The sequence below is a fragment of the Sphingopyxis sp. genome (assembly GCF_036402335.1).
Classification (GTDB): domain Bacteria; phylum Pseudomonadota; class Alphaproteobacteria; order Sphingomonadales; family Sphingomonadaceae; genus Sphingopyxis.
Genome location: NZ_DASWTD010000247.1, coordinates 1 through 13,679, shown reverse-complemented (window position 1 = coordinate 13,679; position 13,679 = coordinate 1). Strand labels below are relative to the sequence as shown.

The following is a 13,679-nucleotide window of genomic DNA, read 5'->3' as shown; positions in this document are numbered from 1 at the left end:
AGTTCGCGGTCCTCGGCATGGCGTGCGCGTTGCGCCGCGAGCGCCTGGAAGGCATTGAGCCGCCGCCGCTGGACGCGGTGGAGCTGGGTCGCGAGCAGCGCCAGCGCGACGCCGAACAGCAGGATGGCGAGCGGGCGGCCGAGCCGTTCGAGGAAACGCCCGTAGGAAATGCGCAGCGTCCACTGCCGGTCGGCGACGCGCAGCGTCTGTTCGTGCGCGTCCCAGCCCATCGTGCCGTGCCGGAAGACGAGCGGTGCCGCCGGGCCGTCACCGGCCCGTATTTCGAGTCCGTCGATCGTGTCGAGCTGCCGCCCGAGCACCGCCGCCATCATGTCGTTGATGCGGAAGGGTGCGTAGACGAACGCCTCGACCGGCCGCGTGCCGTTCGCCGTTGCGAAAGTTCCCGCAGCATTGTCGGCCGATGCGCGGACGTGGACGGGGAGGTAGATGAGGAAGCCCCGCTGCTTGACCGTCGCCGCCCGTTCCTGTGCGAGCTCGACGATAGCGCTCGCCGCGGGCCGGCCCGTCTGCCAGGCGCGGCGCATCGCCTCGCGGCGCGCCGGCTCGCTGTACATGTCGAATCCCAGCGCCGCGCGGCGGCGCGGCGTATAGGGTTCGATAAGGACGACCGGAAAACCGACCGGCTGGTCGGTGGTGGCCGGCCAGACCTTGATATCCTCGCCATAATTTTCCTTGAGCCGGGCCTCGATCGCGGCGGGCGTTCCCGCGCGCATCGCTGCGGCGATCCCGATGCCTTCCATCCCCGGGGCGTGGACCTGCGGCTGGAGCGCTGCGAGATAGGCGCGGATGCCGGGGCCGCTCGCGGCGGCATCGGACTGGTAGAGTGCGCGCACCCCTTCGAGGATCGCGACCTGATCGCGGAGCCGCATGTTGAACTGCGCCGCGACGCGCGCGGCCTGGTCCTGCTCGTCGGATTGATTGTAGAGGAAGCTGGCGATGGCCGCAGCAAGCGTGGCGAGCAGGATGAGCAGCCCGACGAACCGGACCAGCAGCGCCAACAGCCGATCTGCCCATGTGGAAGGGCGCATTGCAAATATCCTGCTTGATGGCTGCCGCGGCAGCGCCCCCCTCCATGGCCAGATGTTTCACGGGGAAGGACCGATAGCAAGTCAATTTCATACCGTTCCGGCCGCGTTCCGCGGCGGGTTGCGGGCGCAAACCCGCGTTCTATGATGCAGGTTACAAAACGGGAGAAGCGGAATGATCATCTACGGGTCGGTGGTGTCGCCGTTCGTGCGGAAATTGCTGGGATATCTGGGCGAAAAAGGCATCGATTTCGAGCTGAAGGGGGTCGGCATCGGCGATCCCGAGCCGGGGTTCCGGGCCGCGTCGCCGCTCGGCAAAATGCCGGCGATGGACGACGACGGCTTCCTGCTCGCCGATTCGAGCGCGATCATCCAGTATCTGGAAGCGAAATATCCCGAACCGGCGCTGATCCCCGCCGATCCGCAGCAGCGCGGGCAGGTAATCTGGTGGGAGGAATTCGCCGATACCGTGTTCGCGGCGTGCAGCGGCAAGATGTTCTTCAACCGCATCGTTGCGCCCAAATTCCTCGGCCGCGAAGGCGATCTTGCCGCCGCGGCGCTGGCCGAGAGCGAGGAACTGCCGAAGCTGCTCGCCTATCTGGAGAGCGCGATCCCGGCATCGGGTTTCCTCGTCGGTGACCGGCTGACTCTCGCCGACCTCGCGGTCGCGTCGCCGCTGATGAACCTGCGTCACTGCGGCGCGTGCATCGATGCGGCGGCGCATCCGAAGATCGCGGCATGGAGCGAGGCGATCCTGTCGCGGGCGAGCATGGCGCCGTGGATCGAGAAGGAAGAGCGGCTGATGGCGAAGGTGCTCGCCTGATGACGGCGCGGCGTGCGCTCGGTCTTGCGGGGGCCCTGCTGCTCGCGACGCCGGGCGCGGCGCTGGCTGGCGAAGGCGTGCTGGTCGCGCGGCAGGTCGAGGCCGACCGCACGACGACGATGCGGCACGAGGTGCACGTCGATGCGACACCCGCCGAGGTGTGGGCAGCGATTTCGACCGCCGAAGGGTGGATGACGTGGGCAGTGCCGATCGCGTGGATGTCGAAAGACGATCCCGACCTGATCGAAGCGGCGTATGACCGGGCGTCGCGTCCCGGGGCGCCCGACACGATCCGGCAACGCTTCACCGAGCGGGTGCCCGGGCGGCGGCTGGCCTTCCGCACGGTGAAGGCGCCCGCGGGCTTTCCGCATTGGGACGACTATCAAAAGGTCACCAGCCTGTTCGAGATTGAGCCGGCGGGCGAAGGCGCGCGCGTCCGGCTGACCTCGCGCGGCTATCCCGACAATCCGGGCGGGGAGGCGCTGCTCGTATTTTTCGAGGCCGGCAACCGGACGACACTCGAAAATCTTCGCGCGCGCTTCGCGACCGGCCCGGTCGATTGGGACGCGAAGCCGCGCCCCTGACGCGATGCGCACGCGACAGAGCATTTGTGCCCGCAAGGTGCGTTATGCCTCTGCTGGCGATGCGATGATGTCGGCACGCGAGAACGGGCTGGACCTGCGGCCCTATCGGTGTGACCGCTGCCGGCGCTTCCATCTCACCAGCCGGACCAAGGGCAAGTGGATGCCGGGGACGGCAAGCTGATCGCCGATATGGTCGGAATCGACCGGGAGTTGCCGATAGTGATGTGCACCCCGGCGAAAGCCGGGGCCCAGAGCGTAATCGCGCAATGCCAGCCTTCTGACGCCATGGGCCCCGGCTTTCGCCGGGGTGCACAAAAGGGGCAGCTCCCCACCCCAAATCGGACGCCTGGAAAAAAGGCCTTTCCTACATTATCCGGTCATGCCAGCCTTCATCCCGGCTCTTTCATCTGGTTCCAGCACCCGGCAGGGTCAAATGAAACGGCGCACAGGGCTGACCTTTACTGACCTTTGGACAATGTTGCAGCGGCAGCTCTCCACCCTGAAGCCGACCTCCCCGGCGGCGCCTGTCTTAATCGAACAAACCGCTTGCCAAGCATACGCTACAAATGTAGCACGCTACAAATGTAGCGCATGAGGTGATTCGATGCTGTCCAGTTTGCCCCCGCGGGAACGCGAAATTGTCGACATATTGTACGAACGCGGTGCGTCGACGGTGACCGAGATCGGCGAAGCGCTGTCCGACGAATTGTCGGGATCGGCGATCCGCGCGATGCTGAAGCGGCTCGAGGCCAAGGGCTTTGTCGCACGCGAGCAGTCCGAACGCGGCTTCGTCTATGCGCCGAGCGTGTCGGACAAGACCGCGCGCAAGTCGGCTTTGAGTCAGGTCGTTCGTGTCTTTTTCAACGGATCGGCGACGAGCGCCGCCGCGGCGCTGCTCGGCATGCAGGACGAGATGAGTAATTCCGAACTCGACGAGCTGGAAAAGCTGATCGGACAGGCGCGCGAAGGGAGGAGCCAGTGATGAGCGAGATGATGATCACCACTGCGACGCTGGTCGGGCTGGCGTGGAAGTCGACCGTGGTTACCGGGCTGACGCTGGGGCTGCTTCGCCTGGCGCGGAAACGTTCGGCGGGCGAGCGGTCGCTTGTCGCGCATGTCGGGCTGCTGGCATTGCTCGCGCTGCCGGTTGCGACGCTTGCCTTGCCGCAGTGGCAGCCGCTGCCCGCGAGCTGGGCGGCCGAGGCGCCGCCCGCGGTCGCCACGGACGCGGTCGCCCATCGTGCGGCGCCGGCCATCGACGCGGAGCCCGCTGCGGCGGCATCGACCTCTGCCGTGACGGAGGCCGCGGGAACGGCCCCGGCGATGTTTCCGGCCCTCGCCGATATCGCCGTCCTTCTCTATGCACTCCCCCTTGCGTTGCTGTTCGGAGTGATGCTGCTCGCGGTCGTGCGATTGTTCGCGATGCGCGGACGCGCCGAGGTCCTCGTCGAGCAGTCGTGGCTTTCGGCGCTCGCCGAAGCCCAGCGCCGCATGGGTTTCAAACATGGCACCGCGCTGCTGGTCAGCAGCGAGCTGCGCTCGCCGATCAGCTGGGGCGTACTGCGCCCGACGATCGTGCTGAGCCCGAAAGCGGTCGCGGCGGCGGGTGAGGCCGAGGCGATCATCGCGCACGAACTGGCGCATGTCGCACGGCTCGACTGGGCGAAGCTGCTCGCGGCGCGGGTCGCGTGCGCGCTGTTCTGGTTCAATCCGCTGGTGTGGATGCTGGCGCGCGAAAGCCACCAGTTGCGCGAAGAAGCGGCCGACGACGCGGTGCTGATGGCCGACATCGACGGTCCCGACTATGCGACCCTGCTGGTCGGCGCGGCGCGTCACGACAATCAGGCGGTGCTGCTCGCGGCGCACGGCGTCGCGCCGGGCAAGAGCAGCCTGAAGCGCCGGATCACCCGCGTTCTCGACGGCAGCCTGAAGCGCGGGCCGGCCAGCGCGAGCTGGATCCTGATGAGCCTGGTGATCGTGGCGGGGGTTACGGCGCCGCTCGCGGCTTTCTCGGCCACGGTCAAGCCCGCGGCGGCGACCGATGTCCGCGCCATCGCCATGCCTGCCGCCAGGCCGCAGTCGCAGGTAACGACGTCGCAGGCGACCACGACGACGACCGAAAACGGTGCGGCACCCGCCGCGGCGGCGCCGGTCAAAACCCTGTCGCCCGAGGATCTGGTGGGCATGCGCGCCGTTGGCGTGACCCCCGAATATGTCGCGCAGATGCGTGAGCAGGGCGGCGGGTCGATGGACGCCGACGACATCATCTCGGCCAAGGCGAGCGGGATCGACCCCGCCTATATCCGGCAGATGCGCAGCATCATTCCCGGCGCCGATTTCGACGATCTGGTCGGCGCGCGCCATGTCGGCGTCGATGCGGCCTTTGCCCGCGACATGAAGTCGCTTTTCCCCGGGGCGGGGGTCGACGACCTGATCGCGCTGAAGGCGATGGGGGTCGATCGCGATTTCGTGACCGACATGCAGAAATCGGGCGTCAGGATGCGTAGCGCCGATGATGCGATCGAACTGCGCGCCGTGGGCGGCTGGGGTGCCGCGAAGGGCGCGAAGGGCGCGAAGGGCGAAAAGGGCGCGACCGTTCGCATGGCGCCGGGCGTGATCGAGGCGCGGAGCGCCGACGGACGTGTCGCGCGGGTCGAATTGCCGCAGCCGCCTGAACCCCCCGAGCCGCCCGCCCGCGACTGATATCCGGACACTCGTCCGTACCGACCGACGATTAACCGAAACCTGATCCAGAAATTGCCGCTGCGGCGGCGAGCGATGACGCTCGCCCGGCGCACGGAGGAGGAGTGCACCCATGAAAGCCCTGTATCTTGCTGGCGCCGCCGCGCTGCTGTCGACCCTCGCCTGCTCGGCGCCGACCGCCGCTGCCGACCCGCTGGTCCTGAACGACATCAGCTGGATCGCCGAGTCCGCGGGCGGAAAGAAGGGCGCGCCGCGCGTGCGCATCCAGCACAGGAACTCGAACAGCGACCAGACATTCGATGGTTCGCGCCCCCATTTTGCCGCGGCCGAGGCCGCGCTCGGGCGGAAGACGCCGGGGCCGGTCAGCTTTACCGTGACGCACGAGGCGGGGACGCTGGCGTGCAGCGGTACCCTGACCGGCGCGTTCGAGGGGAAGGGTGCGTGCCGCTTCACCTCCGATCCGGCGTTCGAGCGCGCGCTGGACGAACGCGGGCTGTCGCCCGACCAGCGGTCGACCCTGCTTGCGATGCTGCTTGTCGACGCGACGATCGGGCTGGCCGACGGGCTGACCCGCGAAGGCGTGCGGCCGAAGGACGCCGACGATCTGATCGCGGCGGCGGCGCTCGACGTGCGGCCCGAATATGTTCGCGACCTGAAATCCGAGGCGCTGGTCCTGACCGATATTGAAGATGCGATCGCGTGCAAGGCGCTGGGCGTCGACGGCGCCTATGTCCGGGGGCTTGCGGCGGCGGGATATCGAAAGCTCAGCGCCGACGCGGTCGTCGGAATGAAGGCGACGGGGGTGACGGGAGACTATGCGCAGGCGATGAACCGCGCGGCCGGGGGGACGGCAAATTGATGCGCCCGGTCAGCCTTGTTACCAGCCTGGCCGCGCTATCCGCGGTCCTTTCCCTGTCGCCCGCCGCCGCGCAGGAGGTGCCGGCGTCGGGTGATACGTCGCCGCCCGCGCCGACCGAAGCGCCGGCGGGCGCGGTGAGCAGCGCGGCGCGGCAGGTCTATGCCCCCGCCGACTTCGCGCGCTACGCGCCCAAGAACGCCTATGACATGCTGAACCAGGTTCCCGGTTTCCAGATCCGCGACAATGAGGAATTGCGCGGGCTGGGCCAGGCGACGGGCAATGTGCTGTTCAACGGCGAGCGGCCGTCGAACAAGGCCGACGACATGTACACCCAATTGTCACGCATCCCCGCGGGCAATGTCGAGCGGATCGAGATCGTCGACGGAGCGACGCTCGATATCCCCGGATTGTCGGGACAGGTCGCCAATATCGTCTATCGCGCCGACGGCTTTTCGGGGCAATTTTCGTGGAGGCCCGAGTTTCGCGCGCATTATACCGATCCGCTGTTGACGCGCGCCGATGTGTCGGTGCGCGGGCGAACGGGCGATATCGAATATGAGGTGGCGCTGAGCAACGATGATTCGGCACGCAGCGGCGCGGGCGGGCCGACGCTGATTTATGACGAAACGGGCCATATCACCGAGCGTCGCAACGATATCTGGAACACGCATTTCGACACGCCGAAACTGTCGGGGCGGATTACCTGGGATCCGGCGGGCGACACGGTGGTGAGCCTTGGCGGCCATTATCAGCGCAAATATGATCGCTATTATGAGGATGGCACGCGGACGGGCCCCGGGCTTTCGGATCGCCTCCGCACCGTGCGCGAAAATGCCGACAGCTGGAATTACGAATTCAGCGGCGACTACCAGTTCGGCCTCGGGCCGGGCAAGCTGAAGCTGATCGGGCTTCGCCGCTTCAGCCACGAGCCCTATCGCCAAGAAATCGTCACGACTCCCGATGACGGGACCCCGGCGACGGGCGATCGTTTCGCGCAGACCGGCGACATCGGCGAGACGATCGCGCGCGGCGAATATCAGTGGAAGATGTTCGGCGGCGACTGGCAGCTGTCGGGCGAAGGGGCGTTCAACACGCTGGGCAATGTCGCGTCGATCGCAGTGCTGGATGAGGATGGCGTGTTCGTGGACCAGCCGTTCGAGGGCGGCACCGGCGGGGTCAGCGAGGATCGCTACGAAGGGTTGCTGAGCTTTGGCCGCAAGCTCACCGACAAGCTCAACTTCCAGATCGTCGCGGGCGCCGAGCATTCGACAATTACCCAGACGGGGATCGACGGCCTGAGGCGGACCTTTTTCCGGCCCAAGGGATCGATCTCGCTCGCGTGGACGCCGTCGGCCGACTTCGACGTGTCGGTAAAGGTGCGGCGGCGGGTGCTGCAACTCTCCTTCTACGACTTCCTTGCACGCGCCTTTCTCAATGACGGCAACCAGAACGAGAGCAATAACGAGCTGCGCCCGCAGCAGGACTGGACCTATGAAGCCGAAATCAACAAGAAGTTCGGCGCGTGGGGCTCGACCAAGCTGCTTCTGATCCATCGCGATGTCGAGGACCGGGTCGATGTGATCCCGATGGGCGAGGATGGCGAAGCGGTCGGCAACATCGCGAAGGCCAAAGTGGATGCGATCGACTGGACGTCGACGATCAATCTCGATCCCGCGGGGCTGAAGGGCGTCAAGCTCGATACCCGGGTGCTGTTCCAGAAAACGTCGCTGCGCGACCCGTTCACGGGCGAAAAACGGGAATATAGCGGCCTCAACGACACATTTGTCAGCCTCGGGCTCCGCCACGATATCGCGGGTAGCAACTGGGCGTGGGGCGGCAACGCCGAATATTCGCACTACCAGCCCAATTATCGCCGCAACCAGACCGACAAGCTGTGGGAAGGCCCAGTGTGGGCGTCGGTGTTCGTCGAGCACAAGAATGTGATGGGGCTGACCGTGCGGGCGCAAATCAACAACATCCTCAACGCGCGCTCGAAGCGCGACCGCACCGTCTACACCGGGGTGCGCGGCGAAAGCCCGATCAGCTTTATCGAGGAACGCGACCGGCTGATCGGTCCGATCTTCTCCTTTTCGGTGCGCGGGAAGTTCTGACGGGCCAAGGCCAGGACCCATTAATCGCATGATCGTGCAATTAATGGGTTCTGGCCCTAGACTGGCCCGATGACGGCGCGCCGCACCAAAATCTATTTCGATGGCGGATGCCGGCCCAATCCGGGCGCGATGGAAATCGCGGTCGTGGCGGGCGGCGTGGCCGCGATCGATCATGACGCGGGCACGGGCAGCAGCATGGATGCCGAATGGCTGGCGCTGATCGCGGCGCTGCGGCTGGCGCGTGCGCGCGGGCTGGCCGATTTCGTGCTGCTCGGCGACGCGGCGGCGGTCATACGCCAGGCGAACGGGGTGGTACCGGCGCGCGGCAGCGCGGCGCGGCATCTCGCGGCCTTCCGCGAACTCGCCGGCGACGGACCGGGGCCGCGCGTCCGCCACGTCAAGCGCACGCAGAATCTGGCAGGGATTGCGCTGGCGCGCGCCGCGACGGAAAAGAAATAGCCGCCAGCGGGTTGTAAATCCGGATCATCACTTGTTAAGCGCCGATCGCTTATCCTTCGGATGACACAACGGAAGACCAGCACGTTGAAGCCGACCCATCCCTTGCCCGTCCACCACAGCTGGGCGCTCTATGAGCGCGAGCGCCATTTCGCGCTCGGACAAATCCTCGAATATGACACGCCCGACTGGGGTCCCGAAGCCGCCGTTATCGTGGAAAAACAGGGGCTGGCGCGGCCGGGTCACTGGGAATGCGATCTGTCCGACAATCGTTTGAGCTGGTCGGACGAGGTCTATGACATCTTTGGCATTCCGCGCGGCGCCGCGGTGACGCGCGACGAAGCTGTGGCGCTCTATGGCGAGGAGTCGCGCGCGGCGATGGAAAAATTGCGCGCCTATGCGATCAAGCACCGGCGCGGTTTCACGCTCGACGTCGAAATCCGGCCCGCATTGGCGGCGCGGCGGTGGATGCGGCTGATCGCGGCGCCGGTCTGCGCCGGCGACCGGATCGTCCGCCTCCAGGGTCTGAAGTTCGTCGTTCCCGCCTCCGAATAGGCAGCCGAATCGCGCGCGACATGTCGGCGAGCCGTGCCGGAATGGCGCCAGCCGGTGCCGCTTTTTCGTCCGGACCTGAGAAACCAACGGTTGGGACCTGCGGCGGTTGACGCCTTCGGGGGTTGATCACAAGCGGAAGGCCACGGACGTTGCGCGCGTTCGACCCGCGTGCGCGCCCTCCGATCCCCCTGACCGAAAGCTCTCGCCCAATATGAAATTCTTTAATCGGTTCGCTTCGGCCGCCCACGACATGGCCATCGACCTGGGAACCGTGAACACCGTCGTTTATGTCCGCGACAAGGGCATCGTGCTCAACGAACCTTCGGTCGTCGCACTCGAGACGCGCGATGGCGTGCGGCGCGTCAAGGTCGTGGGTAACGAAGCCAAGCCGATGATGGGCAAGACGCCGAGCAACATCCAGGCGATCCGCCCGCTGCGCGATGGCGTGATTGCCGATATCGACGTCGCCGAGCAGATGATCAAACATTTCATCGACAAGGCGCTGGGCGGGCCGAGCCGCCTGCGCCAGCGCAGCAATGTCGTGATCTGCGTGCCCTCGGGTTCGACGATGGTCGAACGCCGCGCGATCCGCGACGCCGCGTCGAATGCGGGCGCGGTGTCGGTCCAGCTGATCGAGGAATCGCTGGCGGCGGCGATCGGTGCCGGATTGCAGGTGACGCAGCCGTTGGGGGCGATGGTCGTCGACATCGGCGGCGGAACGACCGAGGTCGCGATCCTGTCGCTCGGCGGGATTGCCTACAGCAATTCGGTGCGCGTCGGCGGCGACAAGATGGACGACATGATTTCCTCCTATATCCGTCGCAAGCATAATCTGATGGTCGGCGAAATGACCGCCGAGCGCGTCAAGCTCGCGATCGGCTGCGCGACCCCGCCCGACGGCGAGGGGATCGTGATGGGGGTCAAGGGACGCGATCTGGTGAACGGGCGGCCGTCCGAAGTCCGCGTTTCGGAGGCCGAAGTCGCCGAGGCGCTGGCCGAGCCCGTCGGGCAGATCGTCGCGGCGGTGCGCGCGGCGCTCGAGCAGACGCCCCCCGAATTGTCGGCCGACATTATCGATTATGGCATCACGCTGACTGGCGGCGGCGCGCTGCTGCGGCGGATGGACGTCGCGATCGCGCAGGCGACCGGACTGCACGTCCAGGTCGCCGAGGATGCGCTGATCTGCGTCGCGATGGGCGCGGGGCTGGCGTTCGAGGATCGCGCCTATCACGGCGTGCTGCTCGCCGCCTGATCGGCGCGTCAGGCGTAGGCGTCGATCGCGGCGAGGTGTTTCGCCTTGCCGGCGTCATCGAGGAACGAGCCGGTGAAGCTGTTGCGTGCGAGCGTGACAAGGTCGGCCTTCGACAGGTCGAGCGCGTCGGCAACGGCCTGATAATTGGCATTCACATAGCCGCCGAAATAGCTGGGATCGTCGCTGTTCACCGTCGCGCGGAGCCCGGCGCGCAGCATTGTCCGCAGCGGATGATCGGCAATGTCGCCCACGACGCAGAGCTTCAGGTTCGAAAGCGGGCAGACGGTGAGCGTCATGCCCTCGGCCGCGAGGCGCGCGACGAGCGCGGGGTCTTCGAGGCTGCGGTTGCCATGGTCGATGCGGTCGACTTTCAGGAGGTCGAGCGCCTCGTGGACATAAGCGGGCGGGCCCTCTTCGCCGGCGTGGGCGACGACTTTCAGGCCGAGGCCTCTGGCGCGTGCGAAGACGCGTTCGAACTTCGACGGTGGATGGCCGACCTCGGAGGAATCGAGGCCGACGCCGTCGATGCGGTCGAGGAAGGGCAAGGCTTCGTCGAGCGTCGCTTCGGCTTCGGCTTCGCTCAAATGGCGGAGGAAGCACATGATGAGTTTCGAGGTCATGCCATAGCTTGCCTCGGCATCGCCCAGCGCGCGGGTGATGCCGGTGATCACCGTTTCGAAGGTGATACCGCGCTCGGTATGGCCCTGCGGATCGAAGAAGATTTCGGCGTGGCGGACCGCGTCGGCGTTGGCGCGCGCGAGATAGGCGGCGGTCAGGTCATAGAAGTCCTGCTCGCTGTGGAGGACGCCCATCCCCTGATAATAGATGTCGAGGAAATCCTGCAGGTTCGAGAAGGCGTAGGCGGCGCGCACTTCCTCGACCGATGCGAAGGGGATGGCGACATTGTTACGCTGCGCGAGGGCGAACATCAGCTCGGGTTCGAGCGAGCCTTCGATATGGAGATGAAGCTCGGCCTTGGGCAGCGCGGCGATGAACGCGGCGCGTTCGGCGGACGATGCAAAGCCATCAGGCATCGGACTTGCCCTCCTCGCGCAGGATGATCGCCGCCTCGGGCTTGTGTTGGCGGATCTCGTCGATCGTCAGCCCGTCGACCTCGTGCGGAAAGATCAGCCACTGGTCGGTTTCGTGGACGAAGAAATCGGGGCGGAGGTCGGTGACGTTACGCCCGGGCTTGAACCAGACGGTCGCGATGCGGATGTCGCGCGGCATATTGTGGCGGCAGCGCGCTTTCAGTTCGGCGATGAAGGCGCGGATGCTGCGGCCGCTGTCGAACACGTCGTCGATGATCAGCAGCCGGTCTTCGGGGTTCAGCGTGTCGATGAGATAACCGAGGGCGAAGACCTTGACGTGCGCGTCCTGCTTGTCGATGCCGTGGTAGGAGGACGTGCGGATCGCGATATGGTCGCAGTGCTGGCCGTGATAGTCGAGCAGCTCCTGCACCGCGATCCCGACCGGCGCGCCGCCGCGCCAGATGCCGACGAGGTGCGTCGGCCTGAAACCGCTGTCCAGCACCTGCATGCCGAGGCGGAAGGAGTCGGCGAGCAGGTCGTTCGCGCTGATGAAGATTTTCTCGTCACTCATGGACGCGGGATTAATCCGATGCGGGGGTACCCGCAAGGCGTGCGTCCCAACCCGCCATGGCAAGCTCCGCCACCGCTTCGAGCTCCTCGCGGCCGGCGCCGTCGCGCGCGAGGATCGACATGCCGGTCTGGATCGTCTGCACGAAGCGGGCGAGCGCATGGAGGTCGGTTCCCGCGGGCAGTTCGCCCTCCGCCACGGCGCGATCGAAGCGTTCGGTCAGCCGTTCGAGCGTAACCGCGCGCGCGCCGCGGACGCGTTCGCGCAAATCCTGATGCTCCTCGCCACCGACGTTCGATAGCGCGACCATGCACCCGCGCGGCATGTCGGCGAGGCAGCCGGTGAGGGCGGACGCCGAATCGGTCAGCAGCGCGCGGACGGCCGCGCGCGCGGTTGGCGCGGCGAAATAGCCGCCCCACACAAAATGTTCGTGGGTGTCGGCATAGTGGCGCAGCGCCGCCTCATAGAGCGCTTCCTTCGAGCCGAAGGCGGCATAAAGGCTGGGGGCGCCGATCCCCATTGCCGCCGTCAGGTCCGCGATTGACGTTGCTTCATAGCCTTTGACCCAGAACAGGCGCGTCGCGCGATCGAGCGCGGCGTCGCGGTCGAACGCGCGCGGGCGCCCGCGTCCGCGCGGCGCGTTTTCGCCGGGTTTCGAGAGTCGATCCGAATTTTGCATCGATCGTTACATAATCCATTGACACGCGATTGCAACGTTCCTAGCTAATTATGTATCGATCATTATAGAAAGGTGTGACCATGACGGAATTGACTGGAAAACGCGCGCTGGTGACGGGCGCGTCGCGCGGCATCGGTGCGGGGATTGCGCTGGCGCTGGCGGAAAAGGGTGCCGATGTCGCCATCACTTACGAACATTCGGCCGATCGCGCGGCCGAGGTGGTTGCGGCCGTCAAAGCCAAAGGGCGTCGCGGGTTCGCGATCCAGGCCGACAGCGCCGACCCGGCCGCGGTGAAGCGCTCGGTCGACGAGGCGGTGGCGGCGCTCGGCGGGCTCGACATCCTCGTCAATAATGCGGGGATCGCGCGCTATGGCACGATCGCCGACATCAGTGTCGAGGACATCGACGCGCTGCTCGGTGTCAACGTGCGCGGGCCGATCCTGACGTCGCAGGCGGCGATCCCGCATCTGGGCGCGGGCGGCCGCATCATCACGATCGGCTCGGTCGGCGCCGAACGCATCGTCGGCGATGGCGCGACGGTCTATTTCGCCACCAAGTCGGCGCTGCACGCCTTCAACATGGGGCTCGCGCGCGAAGTCGGGCCGCGCGACATCACCGTGAATCTGGTCCAGCCGGGGTCGACCAACACCGATATGAACCCGGCGAGCGGCGATTTTGCCGAATTCCAGCGCGCGCTGATCCCGCTCGGCCGCTATGGCGAGGCCGAGGATGTCGCTGCCGCCGTCGCCTTTCTGGCGAGCCCGGCGGCAAGGCAGATCACCGGCACCATCCTGACCGTCGATGGCGGCGCGAATACCTGAGGCTGCGTAGCGCTACAGGCCGGGGGTCGGGGCTTGATGCTCCGGACCCCGGTTTGTGCCGAGCGCGACGGCTTTCGACCGGTTGCCGCCGAGAGAGAGGTGTATCCCGGCGAAGGCCGGGGTCCAGAGCGCACCAAACAAACGCCCGCGCTTTAACGCTCTGGGCCCCGGCCTTCGCCGGGGCACAAGAT

At 66.5% G+C, this 13,679-nt stretch carries 14 protein-coding genes; 10 read left to right on the top strand and 4 right to left on the bottom strand.

What is annotated here, in order from left to right; genetic code table 11:
- Positions 1 to 1,019: CHASE domain-containing protein (locus VGD20_RS07845; RefSeq protein ID WP_331133910.1), on the bottom strand; the 1,019-nt coding region annotated here is incomplete at its 3' end.
- Positions 1,020 to 1,221: 202 nt separating this feature from the next.
- Here VGD20_RS07845 and VGD20_RS07840 point away from each other — a divergent pair.
- The 9 genes from VGD20_RS07840 (at position 1,222) to VGD20_RS07800 (ending at position 10,389) form a co-directional block, all read left to right on the top strand.
- Positions 1,222 to 1,869 carry a glutathione S-transferase family protein gene (locus VGD20_RS07840; RefSeq protein ID WP_331133909.1) on the top strand — a complete coding sequence of 216 codons (648 nt, stop codon included), beginning with the start codon at positions 1,222 to 1,224 and terminating at the stop codon, positions 1,867 to 1,869.
- On the top strand, positions 1,869 to 2,453 hold the full coding sequence (locus VGD20_RS07835) for an SRPBCC domain-containing protein (RefSeq protein ID WP_331133908.1): 585 nt from the start codon (positions 1,869 to 1,871) through the stop codon (positions 2,451 to 2,453). Before VGD20_RS07840 ends, VGD20_RS07835 begins: the two co-directional genes overlap by 1 nt.
- A gap of 604 nt (positions 2,454 to 3,057) precedes the next feature.
- Positions 3,058 to 3,435, top strand: a complete 378-nt coding sequence (locus VGD20_RS07830; protein ID WP_331133907.1) for a BlaI/MecI/CopY family transcriptional regulator — start codon at positions 3,058 to 3,060, stop codon at positions 3,433 to 3,435.
- On the top strand, positions 3,435 to 5,156 hold the full coding sequence (locus tag VGD20_RS07825) for a M56 family metallopeptidase (RefSeq protein WP_331133906.1): 1,722 nt from the start codon (positions 3,435 to 3,437) through the stop codon (positions 5,154 to 5,156). Before VGD20_RS07830 ends, VGD20_RS07825 begins: the two co-directional genes overlap by 1 nt.
- A gap of 112 nt (positions 5,157 to 5,268) precedes the next feature.
- On the top strand, positions 5,269 to 6,015 hold the full coding sequence (locus VGD20_RS07820) for a hypothetical protein (protein ID WP_331133905.1): 747 nt from the start codon (positions 5,269 to 5,271) through the stop codon (positions 6,013 to 6,015).
- A complete protein-coding gene (locus tag VGD20_RS07815) occupies positions 6,015 to 8,126 on the top strand; it encodes a TonB-dependent receptor plug domain-containing protein (protein ID WP_331133911.1) in 2,112 nt (703 codons plus the stop codon). The genes VGD20_RS07820 and VGD20_RS07815 overlap by 1 nt, the downstream gene beginning before the upstream one ends.
- A 69-nt stretch (positions 8,127 to 8,195) precedes the next feature.
- Positions 8,196 to 8,585, top strand: a complete 390-nt coding sequence (locus VGD20_RS07810) for a reverse transcriptase-like protein (protein ID WP_331133904.1) — start codon at positions 8,196 to 8,198, stop codon at positions 8,583 to 8,585.
- A 60-nt stretch (positions 8,586 to 8,645) separates the two neighbouring features.
- Positions 8,646 to 9,137, top strand: coding sequence for a hypothetical protein (locus VGD20_RS07805; protein ID WP_331133903.1), 492 nt, complete (start codon positions 8,646 to 8,648; stop codon positions 9,135 to 9,137).
- A 211-nt stretch (positions 9,138 to 9,348) separates the two neighbouring features.
- A complete protein-coding gene (locus VGD20_RS07800; protein WP_331133902.1) occupies positions 9,349 to 10,389 on the top strand; it encodes a rod shape-determining protein in 1,041 nt (346 codons plus the stop codon).
- Positions 10,390 to 10,397: 8 nt separating this feature from the next.
- Here the strand turns inward: VGD20_RS07800 and VGD20_RS07795 are convergent, their stop codons facing one another.
- From VGD20_RS07795 to VGD20_RS07785, 3 genes are read right to left on the bottom strand one after another with little or no spacing between them, the layout of a single operon-like run.
- Positions 10,398 to 11,423 (bottom strand): adenosine deaminase, encoded by a 1,026-nt coding sequence (locus VGD20_RS07795; RefSeq protein ID WP_331133901.1) that lies wholly within the window; start codon positions 11,421 to 11,423, stop codon positions 10,398 to 10,400.
- A complete protein-coding gene (locus tag VGD20_RS07790) occupies positions 11,416 to 11,991 on the bottom strand; it encodes a phosphoribosyltransferase (protein WP_331133900.1) in 576 nt (191 codons plus the stop codon). Before VGD20_RS07790 ends, VGD20_RS07795 begins: the two co-directional genes overlap by 8 nt.
- A gap of 10 nt (positions 11,992 to 12,001) precedes the next feature.
- Positions 12,002 to 12,667, bottom strand: a complete 666-nt coding sequence (locus tag VGD20_RS07785) for a TetR/AcrR family transcriptional regulator (protein ID WP_331133899.1) — start codon at positions 12,665 to 12,667, stop codon at positions 12,002 to 12,004.
- Between the two features lie 80 nt (positions 12,668 to 12,747).
- Between VGD20_RS07785 and VGD20_RS07780 the strand changes: the two genes are divergently transcribed.
- A complete protein-coding gene (locus tag VGD20_RS07780) occupies positions 12,748 to 13,488 on the top strand; it encodes an SDR family oxidoreductase (protein ID WP_331133898.1) in 741 nt (246 codons plus the stop codon).
- Positions 13,489 to 13,679: the final 191 nt, after the last annotated feature.

What these genes read in the sequence shown, in the direction of transcription:
- VGD20_RS07840 (WP_331133909.1), top strand. Translation starts at nt 1,222, where the DNA reads ATGATCATCTACGGGTCGGTGGTGTCGCCGTTCGTGCGGAAATTGCTG.
- VGD20_RS07835 (WP_331133908.1), top strand. Translation starts at nt 1,869, where the DNA reads ATGACGGCGCGGCGTGCGCTCGGTCTTGCGGGGGCCCTGCTGCTCGCG.
- VGD20_RS07830 (WP_331133907.1), top strand. Translation starts at nt 3,058, where the DNA reads ATGCTGTCCAGTTTGCCCCCGCGGGAACGCGAAATTGTCGACATATTG.
- VGD20_RS07825 (WP_331133906.1), top strand. Translation starts at nt 3,435, where the DNA reads ATGAGCGAGATGATGATCACCACTGCGACGCTGGTCGGGCTGGCGTGG.
- VGD20_RS07820 (WP_331133905.1), top strand. Translation starts at nt 5,269, where the DNA reads ATGAAAGCCCTGTATCTTGCTGGCGCCGCCGCGCTGCTGTCGACCCTC.
- VGD20_RS07815 (WP_331133911.1), top strand. Translation starts at nt 6,015, where the DNA reads ATGCGCCCGGTCAGCCTTGTTACCAGCCTGGCCGCGCTATCCGCGGTC.
- VGD20_RS07810 (WP_331133904.1), top strand. Translation starts at nt 8,196, where the DNA reads ATGACGGCGCGCCGCACCAAAATCTATTTCGATGGCGGATGCCGGCCC.
- VGD20_RS07805 (WP_331133903.1), top strand. Translation starts at nt 8,646, where the DNA reads ATGACACAACGGAAGACCAGCACGTTGAAGCCGACCCATCCCTTGCCC.
- VGD20_RS07800 (WP_331133902.1), top strand. Translation starts at nt 9,349, where the DNA reads ATGAAATTCTTTAATCGGTTCGCTTCGGCCGCCCACGACATGGCCATC.
- VGD20_RS07795 (WP_331133901.1), bottom strand. Translation starts at nt 11,423, where the DNA reads ATGCCTGATGGCTTTGCATCGTCCGCCGAACGCGCCGCGTTCATCGCC.
- VGD20_RS07790 (WP_331133900.1), bottom strand. Translation starts at nt 11,991, where the DNA reads ATGAGTGACGAGAAAATCTTCATCAGCGCGAACGACCTGCTCGCCGAC.
- VGD20_RS07785 (WP_331133899.1), bottom strand. Translation starts at nt 12,667, where the DNA reads ATGCAAAATTCGGATCGACTCTCGAAACCCGGCGAAAACGCGCCGCGC.
- VGD20_RS07780 (WP_331133898.1), top strand. Translation starts at nt 12,748, where the DNA reads ATGACGGAATTGACTGGAAAACGCGCGCTGGTGACGGGCGCGTCGCGC.